At 66.2% G+C, this 14,940-nt stretch carries 15 protein-coding genes; 10 read left to right on the plus strand and 5 right to left on the minus strand.

What is annotated here, in order from left to right:
- Positions 1-102 precede the first annotated feature (102 nt).
- The gene (locus AC13GI_RS10055; protein WP_380652875.1) at positions 103-1,080 is read left to right on the plus strand and encodes an Lnb N-terminal periplasmic domain-containing protein; all 978 of its coding nucleotides are present in this window, start codon (positions 103-105) and stop codon (positions 1,078-1,080) included.
- Positions 1,077-3,119, plus strand: a complete 2,043-nt coding sequence (locus AC13GI_RS10060; RefSeq protein WP_099819244.1) for an esterase/lipase family protein — start codon at positions 1,077-1,079, stop codon at positions 3,117-3,119. The genes AC13GI_RS10055 and AC13GI_RS10060 overlap by 4 nt, the downstream gene beginning before the upstream one ends.
- A 20-nt stretch (positions 3,120-3,139) precedes the next feature.
- On the opposite strand, the gene AC13GI_RS10065 is transcribed toward AC13GI_RS10060, so the two are convergent.
- A complete protein-coding gene (locus AC13GI_RS10065) occupies positions 3,140-4,561 on the minus strand; it encodes an MFS transporter (protein WP_482996187.1) in 1,422 nt (473 codons plus the stop codon).
- 29 nt (positions 4,562-4,590) lie between these two features.
- Between AC13GI_RS10065 and soxR the strand changes: the two genes are divergently transcribed.
- Positions 4,591-5,025 (plus strand): redox-sensitive transcriptional activator SoxR, encoded by a 435-nt coding sequence (gene soxR / locus AC13GI_RS10070; RefSeq protein WP_482996188.1) that lies wholly within the window; start codon positions 4,591-4,593, stop codon positions 5,023-5,025.
- A gap of 37 nt (positions 5,026-5,062) precedes the next feature.
- Here soxR and AC13GI_RS10075 read toward each other — a convergent pair whose 3' ends face one another.
- The gene (locus AC13GI_RS10075; protein ID WP_482996189.1) at positions 5,063-5,665 is read right to left on the minus strand and encodes a short chain dehydrogenase; all 603 of its coding nucleotides are present in this window, start codon (positions 5,663-5,665) and stop codon (positions 5,063-5,065) included.
- 98 nt (positions 5,666-5,763) lie between these two features.
- Here AC13GI_RS10075 and AC13GI_RS10080 point away from each other — a divergent pair, with 98 nt between their 5' ends.
- Positions 5,764-6,639: a LysR family transcriptional regulator gene (locus AC13GI_RS10080; protein WP_482996190.1), complete on the plus strand. Its 876-nt coding sequence runs from the start codon at positions 5,764-5,766 to the stop codon at positions 6,637-6,639.
- 121 nt (positions 6,640-6,760) lie between these two features.
- Here AC13GI_RS10080 and proC read toward each other — a convergent pair whose 3' ends face one another.
- Complete coding sequence (proC, locus tag AC13GI_RS10085) at positions 6,761-7,582, minus strand: pyrroline-5-carboxylate reductase (RefSeq protein WP_482996191.1); 822 nt, start codon at positions 7,580-7,582, stop codon at positions 6,761-6,763.
- A gap of 16 nt (positions 7,583-7,598) precedes the next feature.
- Positions 7,599-8,276 (minus strand): YggS family pyridoxal phosphate-dependent enzyme, encoded by a 678-nt coding sequence (locus AC13GI_RS10090; RefSeq protein WP_482996192.1) that lies wholly within the window; start codon positions 8,274-8,276, stop codon positions 7,599-7,601.
- 87 nt (positions 8,277-8,363) lie between these two features.
- Between AC13GI_RS10090 and AC13GI_RS10095 the strand changes: the two genes are divergently transcribed.
- The 4 genes from AC13GI_RS10095 (at position 8,364) to AC13GI_RS10110 (ending at position 12,477) form a co-directional block, all read left to right on the plus strand.
- The gene (locus AC13GI_RS10095) at positions 8,364-9,401 is read left to right on the plus strand and encodes a type IV pilus twitching motility protein PilT (RefSeq protein ID WP_004147099.1); all 1,038 of its coding nucleotides are present in this window, start codon (positions 8,364-8,366) and stop codon (positions 9,399-9,401) included.
- Positions 9,402-9,480: 79 nt separating this feature from the next.
- On the plus strand, positions 9,481-10,644 hold the full coding sequence (locus AC13GI_RS10100) for a PilT/PilU family type 4a pilus ATPase (RefSeq protein ID WP_099819249.1): 1,164 nt from the start codon (positions 9,481-9,483) through the stop codon (positions 10,642-10,644).
- 41 nt (positions 10,645-10,685) lie between these two features.
- Complete coding sequence (locus AC13GI_RS10105; protein WP_380652686.1) at positions 10,686-11,354, plus strand: PIN domain-containing protein; 669 nt, start codon at positions 10,686-10,688, stop codon at positions 11,352-11,354.
- 139 nt (positions 11,355-11,493) lie between these two features.
- Entirely contained in the window at positions 11,494-12,477 is a 984-nt protein-coding gene (locus tag AC13GI_RS10110) for an aldo/keto reductase (protein WP_236513086.1), read from the plus strand.
- Between the two features lie 73 nt (positions 12,478-12,550).
- Here AC13GI_RS10110 and AC13GI_RS10115 read toward each other — a convergent pair whose 3' ends face one another.
- Positions 12,551-13,450: a LysR family transcriptional regulator gene (locus AC13GI_RS10115; protein ID WP_482996193.1), complete on the minus strand. Its 900-nt coding sequence runs from the start codon at positions 13,448-13,450 to the stop codon at positions 12,551-12,553.
- A 211-nt stretch (positions 13,451-13,661) separates the two neighbouring features.
- On the opposite strand from AC13GI_RS10115, the gene AC13GI_RS10120 reads away from it, so the two are divergent.
- Positions 13,662-13,874 carry a DUF4287 domain-containing protein gene (locus tag AC13GI_RS10120; RefSeq protein ID WP_482996194.1) on the plus strand — a complete coding sequence of 71 codons (213 nt, stop codon included), beginning with the start codon at positions 13,662-13,664 and terminating at the stop codon, positions 13,872-13,874.
- A gap of 329 nt (positions 13,875-14,203) precedes the next feature.
- Complete coding sequence (locus tag AC13GI_RS10125) at positions 14,204-14,911, plus strand: YitT family protein (protein ID WP_099819252.1); 708 nt, start codon at positions 14,204-14,206, stop codon at positions 14,909-14,911.
- Positions 14,912-14,940: the final 29 nt, after the last annotated feature.

Consider the following 14,940-nt stretch of genomic DNA (forward strand, 5'->3'; position numbering starts at 1 on the left):
TTGTAGATGTCGCCGTGAGGCGGCTTGTGGCTAACTATGCCGCCCCGGGACCCCGACAGGACGCCAGTGAAAGCCGCAGGACGATGGATGACAGGATGTGTGATGGTGCTGCTGGCGCTGTGGGTGGCCGGTCTGTTGACCTACCAGATGCCCGGGCCGGGCTGGCTGGGCGGTGCTGTGGCGTTGCTGTGGTTGCTGGGGGCCGGTTGGGCGGCCTGGCAGGTGGCGCGCGGCCGTGGCACGCGCCGGCTGTGGGCGGCCTTTGCCGGCGCTCTGGCGCTGGCGGGGCTGTGGTGGCTGCTGCTGACCCCGCGCCAGGACCGCGACTGGGCCGATGACGTGGCGCAGCGCCTGCACGTGCAATCCTTCGATGGCCGCCACGTGGTGCTGGACAACGTGCGCGATTTCACCTGGCGCACCGAGACCGACTACGACGCGCGCTGGGTGCGCCGCAGCTACGACCTGGACCAGCTGCGTTCGGCCGATCTGGTGCTGTCGTACTGGATGGGGCCGGCGATCGCCCACACCCTGGTCTCGTTCGGATTCGAGGACGGGCGCCACCTGGTGTTCTCGCTGGAAATCCGCAAGGAGCGCGGTGAATCGTTCTCGGCGCTGGGCGGCTTCTTCCGCAAGTTCGAGATGACGCTGGTCGCCTCTGAAGAAACCGACATCATCCGCACCCGCACCAACGCGCGCGGCGAGGATGTCTACCTGTACCGCCTGCACGGCATGGACCGCAACCAGCTCAAGACCCTGTTCGCTGCCTACATCGACCAGGCGCGGCAGCTCGATGCCGCGCCCGGTTTCTACAACACGCTGACCAGCAACTGCACCACGATCGTCTTCGATCTGGCACGGCATATCGCTCCGCGCCTGCCGCTGGACTACCGGTTGCTGGCTTCGGGCTACCTGGCCGAGTACGCGCAGGAGGTGGGCGCGCTCACGCCTGGCGTGGCGTACGCCGAACTGCATGCCAAGGGCCGCATCACTGAGCGCGCGCTGAAGATGGCATCCGACGATGATTTCTCCACCGTGATCCGCCAGGGCATCCCGGGCACCGAGCAGGACCCGCAGCAATGACCCCGATGATCCTGTTCCGCTGGCAGCGCGTGCTGCCGGCGCTGTTTGCTGCCTTCCTGCTGCTGGGTGGCAGCGGCTGCGCGATGGTCACCGTCAAGCAGGTGGCGTCCAGCGATTACCTGGTCAACAAGCGTGCCGACGTGCTCAACACCGGCAAGCTCAGCCCCGCCTCGCGCGAGACGCTGAGTGCGGCCGGGCTGGACGAATCGCAGTGCGAGAAGGACTTCCTGGTCTGCCGCAGCACGCTGTTGATGACCGATGACCTCAACGTCGAGCAGCGCTTGTCGACGTTGTCCGAGCTGTGGGTGAAGGCGGCGCTGGCACTGACGCCGAAGAAGCAGGCAGCCAACGAACCACCGATGAGCGATGCGGCGCTGGATGCGTGGCTGGAGGCGGCGCGCTATGGCTACGCCTATCTGTTCTACAGCGGACGCTCGCCCTCCGATCGCGCGTTCGAGGACCGGCAGACGCAGGTGCGCGATTACTACAACTACGCTGCGGAGAAGGCCGCCGTGGTGCTGTTCGCGCGCGCCCGCGCCGCCGCATTGGCCGGCGAGGACTACACCAAGCCGGTGTCGGCAGGCAGCTGGACGCTGGCGTCCGATTTCCAGCGGCTGTCGCTGAAGAGCATTCCCAAGCAGCTGGTGCCGGCCGGTACCGTCAGCTTCGTCGGCATGCGCAGCACCTATCGCCGCGATGGTTTCGGTGCCGAGCTGGTGATGGTGATGGACCCGCCGAAACTGGTGGTGCCGGCAGTCGCCGCGGAGGGGGCCAAGGCCGAAACGGCACAGGCGCAGGCCATCAAGGACGAGCAGGAGGAGGGCGTCCGTCGCGGACGCCGCCACCAGCACGACGATTCGGTGCCCGAGTACAGCGAGATGTCCTCGATCAACGTCACCGCATTGCTGCGTTTTGAAGGCAACACGCTGGAAGACGTGATGCGCACCCGCCAGGTGCTGCTGGATGGCTATTCGCCTGAGGCGACCGAGCGCATCAGCCTGCATGGCGAAGAGGTGCCGCTGGCGGGCAACTTCACTGCCGCCTACGGCCTGTGGCTGGCGCAGAGCGGGTTCGCCACGCAGTCGCTGCGTACCCTGTTCGGCATGAGCGAGGGCATCGGAGAGCCGCACATCTACCTCATGCAGCCGTGGGATCCGAACCGCCGCATCATCTTCATGCTGCATGGCCTGGGCAGCAGCCCGGAAGCGTGGGTGAACCTGGCCAACGAGATCATGGGTGACCCCGAACTGCGCCAGCAGTTCCAGGTGTGGCAGGTGTACTACCCGACCAATGCGCCGATCGCGCTGAACCGCTATGAGATCGCCAACGCATTCAACGACACGCTGAAGCATTTCGACCCGAACGGCAGCACGCGTGCCTCCAGGGACATGGTCTACATCGGCCACAGCATGGGCGGCGTGCTGGCGCGGCTGCTGGTCAGCGACTCCGGCGACGTGCTGTGGAACGATCTGCTGGCCAACTACAACCTGAAGGGCGAACGCCTGAAGCGGGTGCAGTCCAAGCTGGGGCCGCTGCTGCACTTCAAGGCCGAACCGAACGTGGAGCGTGCGATCTTCATCGCTGCCCCGCACCAGGGCACGGACATCGCCGGCAACAAGGTCGGCCGCCTGATCGGCCGCCTCGTTCGCCTGCCGCTGACCATTCTCGGCAAGTTCGAGGATGTGTTCCTGGCGCTGGCGCAGGCCGAGCAGCAGGTGGACGGCACGGCCAAGCCGAAGATCCCCAACAGCATCGACAACCTCAAGGCCAGCGACCCGTTCGTGAAAGCCGCTGCACAGCTGCCGATCACGCCGGGCCTGAAGTACCACTCGATCATCGCCCAGCGCAAACCGGAACTGCCGGTGGAGAAGTCCGACGATGGGCTGGTGCCGTACTGGAGTTCGCACCTGCCCGGCGCGCTGTCGGAGAAGGTGATCATCTCCGGCCACAGCGTGCAGGAAACCCCGCAGGCGGTGCTGGAAGTACGCCGCATCCTGCACCAGGACATCGATGAAGTGGGCACGGTGGCGCGGCCATAACGGGATGCTCTCCGCGGCGCCTACACCCGCCTGGCGATCACCGTGGCGAACGCGGCCAGGCCCAGGGTGATGGCCAGGCACAGGATGTAACCGGTATGCGGAGCGCGTTCCACGAACAAGGCGAACAGCGCGCCGGATACCGCCAGTGCGGTGGTCACCGACAGCGCTTCGCTCAACTGCAGGGCCGAGGTATTCGCGCCCTGTTCGTGCGGCGGTGACAGTGACAACGTAAGCACCGACAGGCTGGCGTAGATCATGCCCATGCCGAAACCGGTCAGCGTCCAGCCGACCAGGGCGACCGGCAGTGGCACCGCAGTGAACAGCACCGCCAGCGTCGCGGCGATGCCCACGGTCATCAGCGGCGTGCCCACGCGCAGCAGTTGCTGGCGCGACCAGCCGCGCTGTTGGTGACCCTGCAGCCACGAGCCGGTGAACCAGCCCAGTGCACCCAGGCTCAGCACCGCACCGGCCCAGCTGGGCGACAGCCCGCGCTCGCGCTGCAGCAGCAGGGGCAGGTAGGCCTCGCAGGCGAAGAATGCAGCAGCGGCCACACCGCGCAATGCGATCACGCTGGGCAGGCCGCGGCGCAGGCGCAGGGTGCCGGCGGGCAACAGGCGATGTACGCAGAACAACAGCGCCAGCATCGCCACGCCGATGCACAGCAGCGCCGGCACGCCCTGTTGCTGCCCACCCAGATACAGCAGCAGGGCAGCAAGGGACGCGCCGGTGGCCCAGCGCACGATGCTGCCGCGGCCATCATCGGCAACACCGGTCGCTGCAGCCTGCATGCGCGCCAGCGCCGGTCGCAGCAGCAGACCGGCCGGTATCGCCAGCAGCGGCACCGCCAGAAACACCCAGCGCCAGCCCAGGTGCTGCACGATTACCCCGCTCAGTGCTGGGCCGATCATCGAGGGCACCACCCAACCGGCAGAGAACGCGGCGAATACCTTCGGCCGCAGATGCTCGGGATAGGTGCGGCCGACCATCACATACAGCGAGACCGAGATGGCACCGGCGCCGAGGCCCTGCAGCAGACGGCCGGCCACCAGCATGCCCATGCGCATCGCGAAGCCGGCCAGCAGCAGGCCCAGCACGAAGCAGGCCAGGCCCCACCACAGCGGCCGTGCCGGCCCGTGGCGGTCGGCCCAGCGGCCGGCCAGGGTCATGCCGATCACGCTGGTGGCCAAGGTGCCACCGAAGGCAAGCGCATACAGGCGCAGGCCGTCCAGTGCCTCGGCCACGGTGGGCATCGCGGCGGCTACCGCCAGCGCCTCGAAGGCATGCAGGCAGACCAGGGCGACCATGCCCGCGGTGGTGGCGCGGTAGCGCGCGGACAGGATGGAGGAGTCGACCGGATGGGCCGTGGCAGCGGGGGAGGGCATCGGGTTCCTGCGGGTGGCGGACGGGCCGCGCTTGTCATCTGGCGGCGATGGTAGCAGCATGCCACCTCAACCAAAGTTGAGGTCAATCGATGCTGGCACAGGACATGAGCGTCGGCGATGTCGCCCGCCGCAGTGGCGTGGCGGTCTCTGCGCTGCATTTCTACGAGCGCAAGGGGTTGATCAGCAGCCTGCGCACATCGGGCAACCAGCGCCGCTACGCCCGCGACGTGCTGCGGCGGCTGGCGGTGATCCGCGTGGCGCAACGCGTGGGCATGCCGCTGGAAGCGGTGGCGCGTGCGTTCGAGAGCCTGCCGCAGGGACGGGCGCCGACCAAGGCCGACTGGGCCAAGCTGTCGGCACGTTGGCAGGTGGAACTGGAGGAACGCATCCACACGCTGCAGCTGCTGCGCGACGAGCTGACCGGCTGCATCGGCTGCGGCTGCCTGTCACTGAAGCGTTGCCGCCTGGCCAACCCGGATGATGTGCTCGGCGAGCGCGGCGACGGCCCGATGCGCTGGGGCTGACCGTGCTGGTGGGTGCCGACCCTGGTCGGCACGCCCGTCACCAGACCGTGATCGTTTCGCCGCTCTGGATGCCTTCCACCGCGCGCTGGAAGGCCAGCGCCGCGCGCTGTGCGGTGACTGCTTCAAAGCCGGGGAAGTACGGAGCGTAGGCTTCCATCGATTCCACCAGCACGTTCGGGCTGACCACGTTGATGCGCAGCCCGCGCGGCAGTAGTTCCAGCGCCGCCGCGCGCACGAAACCTTCCAGCGCATGGTTGACGGCGGTGGCGTTGGCACCATCGCGGATCGGCTGCGCGCTGACGATGCCACTGGTCAGGGTGATCGAACCGCCCACGTTGAGATGGTGCTGCGCGGCCAGTGCAAGGCGCACCTGACCGAGCAGTTTGTCCTGCAGGCCGACGTTGAACTGTTCGGGTGTCATCTGCTGCAGCGGGCCGAAATGCAGCTTGCCGGTGGTGGAGATCACTGCATCGACCGGGCCGGTCTGCGCGAACAGCTCGCGCACGCTGGCGTCGTCGGTGAGGTCCACGCGCAGGCTGCCGCTGCGGCGGCCGGCAGCGAGGATGTCGTGCTGCTGGCCCAGGTGGCGGGCAACGGCCTGGCCGAGGGTGCCGCTGGCACCGACGAGAAGAATCTTCATGACAGCTCCTTGCGAGAGGGAATGGACGCAGTCTGCGCCGTCACTGGGTAGTTTGGTAAGGGGCGTATGATTCGCATATTCCTAACCATGGGTTTGCAATGGATACCTTGCGCTGCATGCAGGCCTTCGTCGCCGTGGCCGAACACGGCAGTTTTTCCGCCGCCGCCAGCCAGCTGCAGGTCTCGGCGGTGATGGTCGGCAAGTACATCCAGCAGCTGGAAACGCACCTGGGCACCGCGCTGCTGCAGCGGAACACCCGGCGCCAACGCCTGACCGAGGCCGGCAACGCCTATCTGGCCGGGTGCCGGCAGGTGCTGGAACAGGTGCAGCAGGCCGAGGCGGACGTGGCCGGGCTGCAGGTGCAGCCACGCGGACTGTTGCGGGTCAGTGCGCCGACCACCTGGGGCAGCTGTGTACTCGCACCGCTGCTGGCCGAACTGCTGCGGGCACAGCCGCTGCTGAACCTCGAACTGGACCTGAGCAATCGCCGCATCGACCTGATCGAGGATGGCTTCGATGCAGCGATCCGCGTCGGTCCACTGCCGTCGCAGGAACTGGTGGCGCGGCCGCTGCCGCCGTACGCGATGAGCCTGTGCGCATCACCGTCGTACCTGCGCCGCCGCGGCACGCCGCGCACGCCTGCCGATCTTGAAGGACATGATTGCCTGAGCCACCTGGCCTGGCGCGGTGGTCACGGTTGGCAGTTGGCCAACGGCGAACAGGTGGACTGGGAAGCGCGGCTGACCAGCAATGACGGTTACGCGCTGCGTGAAGCAGCCGTGGCGGGTGCGGGCCTGGTGCTGCAGCCGACCGCGCTGCTTGCCGGTGAAATCGCGGCAGGACGATTGAAGCCACTATTGCGCGATCATCTGCCCGAGCCACGGCCGATGCACCTGATCTATCTGCCCGATCGTCGACCTCGACCGCGGTTGCAGTGTTTCGTCGATTTCGTCATGGCCACATTGGGGCAATGAGCATCCACGCATGGCGTGGATCTACTGAAGAGCACCATGCATTCCAGCGGCGACAGGTGTCAGTAGATCCACGCCATGCGTGGATGGCGGTGGGTGCCGACCGTTGCTCGGCACACCTGTTTCAATCATTGGCCGCTGACAGTTCCTGCCCGCGCACCTGCGCCGCACGCAGTGCCTTTTCCACCAGCGCTTCAAACCCGCCTGCCTGGAAGCTCTCGATTGCCGCCTGCGTGGTGCCATTGGGCGAGGTCACCCGGCGACGCAGTTCGGCCGGGCTTTCACCCGCTTCGTCCAGCATGCGCGAGGCGCCCAGCAGCGTCTGCACCACCAGCGTGCGCGCCGCCTCTGCAGGCAGGCCCTGTGCGATCCCCGCCGCTTCCATCGCTTCGGCCAGCAGGAACACATAGGCCGGGCCACTACCGGATACGGCGGTGACCGAATCCATCTGCGCTTCGTCGTCGATCCACACCGTGCGTCCCGCGCTGGCCAGCACACGTTCGGCCTGCGCGTGCTGCTGCGCATCCACCGACGACGTTGCATACAGGCCGGTGACACCGGCACCGAGCAGGGCGGGGGTGTTGGGCATCGCGCGCACCACCGGCAGCGAGCCTCCCAACCAGCGCTGCAGCTGCGCGCTGGTGATGCCGGCGGCGATCGAGATCAGCAAGGGCTTCTTCGCCTGCGCCAGCCCCTGCAGTGACTGGCAGACATCGCGCAGCACCTGCGGTTTCACTGCCAGCAGCCAGGTGTCGCCGTGTGCCGCCGCGTCGGCCGCGTTGTCATGGGTCTGCACGCCGAAGTCGGCAGCCAGTGCTTCCCGCAGTCCGGCCACCGGTTCGGCCACGTGGATGTGCGTGGCCGGCACGCCCTGCCGGATCAGGCCAGCGATCAGGCTGCGGGCCATGTTGCCGCCGCCGATGAAGGTGATGGAATCAGCTGCCATGGGAATCTCCTTGGAATCAGGCCGGGCGCGGACGCGCGCCGAACAGGGCGGTGCCGATGCGCACCAGGGTGGCACCTTCGGCAATGGCGTCAGCGTAGTCGCTGCTCATGCCCATCGACAGGGTGTCCACCTGCGGATGACGGGCCGCCAGCGCCTCGAAAAGTGTGCGCATGCGCACGAACGCATCGCGTCGGCGCTCGGCTTCGGGCCACGGCGCAGGAATCGCCATCAGGCCACGCAAGCGCAGCTTGGGTTCGGCGGCGATGGCTGCGGCCAGTGCCTCCACGTCCTCCGGCACGCAGCCGTGCTTGCTCGATTCGTCATCGATGTTGACCTGGATGAGCACGTTCAGCGGGCCACGTTCAGCGGGGCGGTAGCGGGCCAGGGCGGTGACCAGCTTGGGCCGGTCCACGCTCTGCACCCAGTCGAAGTGCGTGGCCACCGGCTCGGCCTTGTTCGACTGCAGGTGGCCGATCAGATGCCATTCCAGGCCCAGCTGCTGCAGTTCCTGCATCTTGGCCAGCGCTTCCTGCACGTAGTTCTCGCCGAAGGCGGTCTGGCCCTGCGCGGCAAGGGCCGCGACAGCCTCGGCCGGCTGGGTCTTGGACACCGCCACCAGGCGCGGCGGTGGCCGCCCGGCGGCATCGGCGGCGTTGTGCAGGTTGCTCAGGATCTGGGGCAGGGGAGTGGCCACGTAACGCGTTCCGTTCAATCAGGAGGCTATACTGCCGCCCGGGGAAAGATCCTTCCAGTCGAAGCCGTTATTGGGGAGTAGCCGCTCATGGATATCGCCGAGCTGTTGGCGTTTTCCGTAAAGAACAAAGCGTCCGACCTGCATCTGTCTGCAGGCCTGCCGCCGATGATCCGCGTGGACGGCGATGTTCGCCGGATCAACATTCCAGCCCTGGACCACAAGCAGGTCCATGCGCTGGTGTACGACATCATGTCCGACAAGCAGCGCCGCGATTACGAGGAATTCCTCGAAGTCGACTTCTCCTTCGAGATCCCGTCGCTGGCGCGCTTCCGTGTCAATGCGTTCAACCAGAACCGTGGCGCCGGTGCGGTGTTCCGTACCATTCCGTCCGAAGTGCTGACCTTGGAAGACCTGGCCTGCCCGCCGCTGTTCCGCGAGGTGATCCAGCAGCCGCAGGGTCTGATCCTGGTGACCGGCCCGACCGGTTCGGGCAAGTCGACCACGCTGGCGGCGATGATCGACTACATCAACAAGAACGAATACGGCCACATCCTCACTGTCGAGGATCCGATCGAATTCGTGCACACCTCGCAGAAGTGCCTGATCAACCAGCGCGAAGTGCATCGCGATACGCACGGCTTCAACGAGGCGCTGCGCTCGGCACTGCGCGAAGACCCGGACATCATCCTGGTCGGCGAACTGCGCGACCTGGAAACCATCCGCCTGGCGCTCACCGCGGCGGAAACCGGCCACCTGGTGTTCGGCACCCTGCACACCAGTTCGGCGGCCAAGACCATCGACCGCATCATCGACGTGTTCCCGGCCGGCGAAAAGCCGATGGTGCGCTCGATGCTGTCCGAATCACTGCGCGCGGTCATTTCGCAGGCGCTGCTGAAGAAGGTCGGTGGCGGTCGTACCGCCGCGTGGGAAATCATGGTCGGCACCCCGGCCATCCGCAACCTGATCCGCGAAGACAAGGTAGCGCAGATGTATTCGGCCATCCAGACCGGTCAGCAGTACGGCATGATGACCCTTGACCAGCACCTGCAGGACCTGGTCAAGCGCAGCCTGATCACCCGCAACCAGGCCCGCGAATACGCCAAGGACAAGCGTCTGTTCGAGTAAGGCGAGGCAATGGCGGGGCAGGGCGCAGCACTACGCCATCGGCCCCGCGCTGTTTCCTCCACCGACCGATTCCTGGTACATGCCCCATTGGGAGCCCGCCGTGAACACCACCGCGACCACCATCGATTTCACCTCGTTCCTCAAGCTGATGGCGCACCAGCGCGCCTCGGACCTGTTCATCACCGCTGGCATGCCGCCGGCGATCAAGGTCAACGGCAAGATCTCGCCGATCACCCAGACTCCGCTGACCCCGCAGCAGAGCCGCGACCTGGTGCTGAACGTGATGACGCCGGCGCAGCGCGAGGAATTCGAAAAGACCCACGAATGCAACTTCGCCATCGGCCTGTCCGGTGTCGGCCGCTTCCGTGTGAGCTGCTTCTACCAGCGCAACCAGGTCGGCATGGTGCTGCGTCGCATCGAGACGCGCATCCCGACCGTGGAAGAGCTGAGTCTGCCGCCGATCATCAAGACGCTGGCGATGACCAAGCGCGGCATCATCCTGTTCGTCGGCGCTACCGGTACCGGTAAATCCACGTCGCTGGCCGCGATGATCGGCTACCGCAACCAGAATTCGACCGGGCACATCATCACCATCGAAGACCCGATCGAATTCGTGCACAAGCACGAGGGCTGCATCATCACCCAGCGCGAAGTCGGCATCGATACCGACAGCTGGGAAGCCGCGCTGAAGAACACCCTGCGCCAGGCCCCGGACGTGATCATGATCGGCGAGGTGCGTACCCGCGAGGGCATGGACCACGCCATCGCCTTCGCCGAAACCGGCCACCTGGTGCTGTGCACACTGCACGCCAACAACGCCAACCAGGCGATGGACCGCATCGTCAACTTCTTCCCGGAAGATCGCCGCAACCAGCTGCTGATGGATCTGTCGCTGAACCTCAAGGGCGTGGTCGCGCAGCAGTTGATTCCGTCGCCGGATGGCCGCTCGCGCAAGGTCGCGATGGAGATCCTGCTGGGCACGCCGCTGGTGCAGGATTACATCCGCGACGGCGAGATCCACAAGTTGAAGGAGCTGATGAAAGATTCGGTCCAGCTCGGCATGAAGACCTTCGACCAGAGCCTGTTCGAGCTGTACCAGGCCGGTGAGATCAGCTACGAGGACGCACTGCGCTACGCCGATTCGCAGAACGAAGTGCGCCTGCGCATCAAGCTCAGCCAGGGCGGCGATGCCCGTACCCTGTCGCAGGGGCTGGATGGGGTGGAGATTTCAGAGGTCCGGTGAGGGGCCGCTGCCGCTGGTTGACTCTCGTAAATGGGGTGCATATGGATATGCCGCTTGCTCGCAATGTTGTCCTCATCGATTACGAGAATGTGCAGCCTCCGTCTCTCAGGGAGTTGGTTGCCCCTGGTTTCACCGTGCTGATTTTTGTTGGCGCATCGCAGTCGCGGATCAGCATGGATGTCGCCGAGGCAGTCCAGGCATTGGGCAGCAACGGCCGCTATGTGCGTTGCAATGGGAGCGGGTCCAACGCGCTGGATTTCCATATAGCCTTCTACATTGGCGAAATGGCGGCAGCCGATCCCAGCGCCTTCTTCCAGATCGTTTCGAGGGACACCGGCTTCGATCCGCTGGTTGCGCACCTGCAATCGCGTCATCTCAACGTCTTGCGGTGCGCTTCCGTGGCCGATCTGCCGATGCTCCGTGGCACGCAGCGGGCTCCGGCCAAGGCTCCGGCGCCGATCGTATCGAAGCCCAAGCCGCCAGCACTGGGCGTCGATGCGCGTCTGCAGCGCGTACATGCGGTGTTGGTGAAGCAGGGCAAGGCGCGGCCGGCTTCAATGAAGTCGCTCACCTGTGCGATCCACAGCCTGTTTCAGAAAGCACTGCCGGCAAAGGATGTCACTGCGCTCATTCAGCAACTCCAGCAGAAGAAATGGATCACGCTGGAGGGCACCAAAGTGCGTTATCAGCTGCCGTCCAAGGTCGCGTAGGTACCTCGACCAGCGGATGCCGGATTGTGTGTGGCACGACGGCATTCATGAAATCCAGTCATGACCGACTGCCATCCATGTCGTTCAATCCGCCGGCCCTGCAGGCGTATCGTCATCGCTCCCCTACTGGAGCACGACGATGCAGACACGTGAACTCGGCCGCAGCGGCCTGAAAGTCTCCGCCCTGGGCCTGGGCTGCATGGGCCTGAGCCACGGCTATGGTCCCGCCGTCGAGCAGAGCCAGGGCATCGCCCTGCTGCATGCGGCGGTCGAACGCGGGGTGACCTTCTTCGACACGGCCGAAGTCTATGGGCCGTATACCAACGAAGATCTGCTCGGCAAAGCGCTGGCACCGCACCGCGACAAGCTGGTGATCGCCACCAAGTTCGGCTTCAAGGACGCACAGGTCGACACCGGCCTGGACAGTCGCCCGGAGAACATCCGCGCAGTGGCCGAAGCCAGCCTCAAGCGTCTGCGCACGGACCATATCGACCTGTTCTACCAGCACCGCGTTGATCCGAACGTGCCGATCGAGGACGTCGCCGGTACCGTGCGTGACCTGATCGCCGAGGGCAAAGTGCGCCACTTCGGTTTGTCCGAAGCCAGTGCCGCCACGGTGCGTCGCGCCCATGCCGTGCAGCCGGTGGCTGCAGTGCAGAGCGAGTACTCGCTGTGGTGGCGTGAGCCGGAACGCGAACTGCTGCCGGCGCTGCAGGAACTGGGCATCGGCTTCGTCCCGTTCAGTCCGCTGGGTCGCGGCTTCCTGACCGGCGCGATCAACGCCGACACCACTTTCGCCGACAACGATTTCCGCAACACCGTGCCCCGCTTCGAAGTGGAAGCACGCCGCGCCAATCAAGCGCTGGTTGATCGCATCACCACGATCGCGGCGGCGCGGGGTGCCACCCCGGCACAGGTCGCGCTGGCCTGGCTGCTGGCGCAGGCACCGTGGATCGTGCCGATTCCGGGTACGACCAAGATCCATCGGCTGGAAGAGAACCTGGCCGCCGCCGAACTGCAGCTGTCGCCGGCCGAGCTGGAGCGCATCGCGCAGACGCTGCAGGAGATCGCCATCGTTGGCGAGCGCTATAACGCGCAGCGTGCGGCACAGGCCAAGGGCTGATCGCAGTGGGTGCGTTCTGTGGTGGGTGCGGACTCTCGGCCTGTGGTGGGTGCGGACCGTTGGTCCGCACTCCTCAATCCATCATCGGCCCACGCAGCGCATCAAGCACCGTGCGCATCGCCACGGTGACATGCCGGCGCGACGGGTAGTACGCGTAGTAGCCGTCGAAGTGCGGGCACCAGTCATCCAGTGTTGATTGCAGCTGGCCCTCCTGCAGGGCCACCTGCACCTGGTCCTCGGGCAGCCAGGCCAGGCCACTGCCAGCCAGCGCTGCTGCCCGCGTCATGCCCATGGTGTTGAAGGTCCACTGGCCAGAGACGCGGATGCTCAGCTCGTTGCCGTCCTGGCCGAAATCCCACGGCATCAGGCCGCCATGGGTGGGCAGGCGCAGGGTGATGCAGTTGTGCCCGGCCAGATCGTGCGGATGCACCGGCGCCACGTGCTGGCGGAAGTACGACGGCGCGCCCACCACGCGCATGCGCAGCGGCGGGCTGATCGGCAGCGCCACCATGTCGCGTGCCAGGCGCTCACCGAGACGGATGCCGATGTCATAGCGCTCGGCGACGATGTCGGCCAGGCCGTAATCGGTGGTCAGCTCGACCTTCAGGTCCGGGTACTGCTGCAGCAGCGGCTGCAGCCTTGGCCAGGCCAGGTATTCGGCGGCGTGGCCGGTGGCATTGATGCGGATGGTACCTGCGGGTCGCTCGCGGTATTCGGCCAGTGCGGCCAGTTCGTCTTCGATCTCGGCCAGGCGCGGGGCCAGGGTCTCCAGCAGACGGGCACCGGCCTCGGTGGTGGCGACGCTGCGGGTGGTGCGGGTCAGCAGGCGCACGCCCAGCCGTTCTTCCAGCCCACGCATGGCATGGCTGAGGGCGGACTGGGACACGCCCAACTGGGCGGCGGCCTTGGTGAAGCTGCCTTCGCGGGCGACGTGGACGAAGGCTTGCAGGTCGTTGAGGTTTTCACGCGGCATGAGGGGGATGATACGGCCGGGCTGCGCCCGGCGCCCGCCGTCGACAGGTTCCCGAGGCGGTTGGTAGGTGTCGACCTTGGTCGACACGTAGATCCACGCCATGCGTGGATAGGTGCCGGGTTGTGCCGGTACTGGTTTGTAAATCCGCCATGTCGATTTGTGGTTCCGTGGTTCGTCGAATGGGTACTTTCCAAACAACAGGGAGCAGCACATGAGCAGCGACAGCAAACCCAAGGGCCCGGCGTCCTACTTTCCTTCCATCGAGAAGACCTACGGGCAGCCGGTGGCGCTTTGGCTGGGGCTGCTGGCCAAACGGCCAGGGCTGAGGCACATGGAGCTGGTCAGCTTCCTGAAATCCGAGCATGGGCTGGGCCATGGCCACGCAAATGCCCTGGTCGCCCACCACCTGGCCACCCAGCGCTGAGACAACCGCTCCACCGAGCGCAGCGACGCGCTTCTGCTCTTCTTTTCTCATTACGTGGCTGGACGCGCACGGAAATTGTCCAAGGCCGGGCGGGTGGGCTGTGCAGGGGCGTGAGCCGCATGGATGCGGCGACCGAGCTTACATGGACGTACTTGCAGCGCCCCCTGCACAGCCCACCCGCCCGGCCCACTGCCAGATTTGGAGGCAGTATGCCGCCCAGCCACGAGGGGCTGCGCCGTTCGCCGGAACTCCCAACTGAACGATTTCATCTGCAACTGTCATGCAGATCGTGTCTAATACCGCTCCCCACCCGTAGTGCCCCCACCTGTATGTCCCTCCAATCCCATGGCCCGGCGCCGTGCGACGACGCTGACGGCCACCTGGTCACCGCTGGTCCGCTGACCCCGCCGCCCGATGTTGCCGGCACCCCCGCCGACGAGAAGGCACTGCGCCACTCGGTCGCCGAGGACGTGCAGGGCATGGTGCTGGCGATGCTGGTGGCCTCGCTGGGCCTGGCCATCTTCGCCAAGGGCGGGCTGATGATCGGCGGCATGGCCGGCATGGCCTTCCTGCTGCACTACGCCATGGGCTGGAACTTCGGCCTGGTGTTCGTGCTGGTCAACCTGCCGTTCTACTGGGTGGCCGTGCGCCGCATGGGATGGGAATTCACCCTGAAGACGTTCGCGGCGGTCACCGCCTGCGGCCTGCTGACCGACATCCTGCCGCGCTGGGCCGACTTCTCGCATATCGCGCCGTTGTACTCGGCGCTGGTCGGTGGCGCGCTGTCCGGCCTGGGCATCCTGTTCTTCATCCGCCATCGCGCCAGCCTCGGCGGCATCGGCATCCTGGCGGTGTACCTGCAGCGCACCCGCGGCTGGAGTGCCGGCAAGGTGCAGATGTCCTTCGATGCATGCCTGATGGTGGCCGCATTCTTCGTGCTGTCGCCGTCGAAGGTGATGTACTCGGCCATCGGTGCGGTGGTGCTCAGCCTGGTGCTGATGTTCAACCACCGCCCGGGCCGCTACATGGGCGTCTGACGGCTCAAGGGCAATGCCGGCCAGTCGCC

This window comes from Stenotrophomonas sp. 82F1 (genome assembly GCF_056861525.1).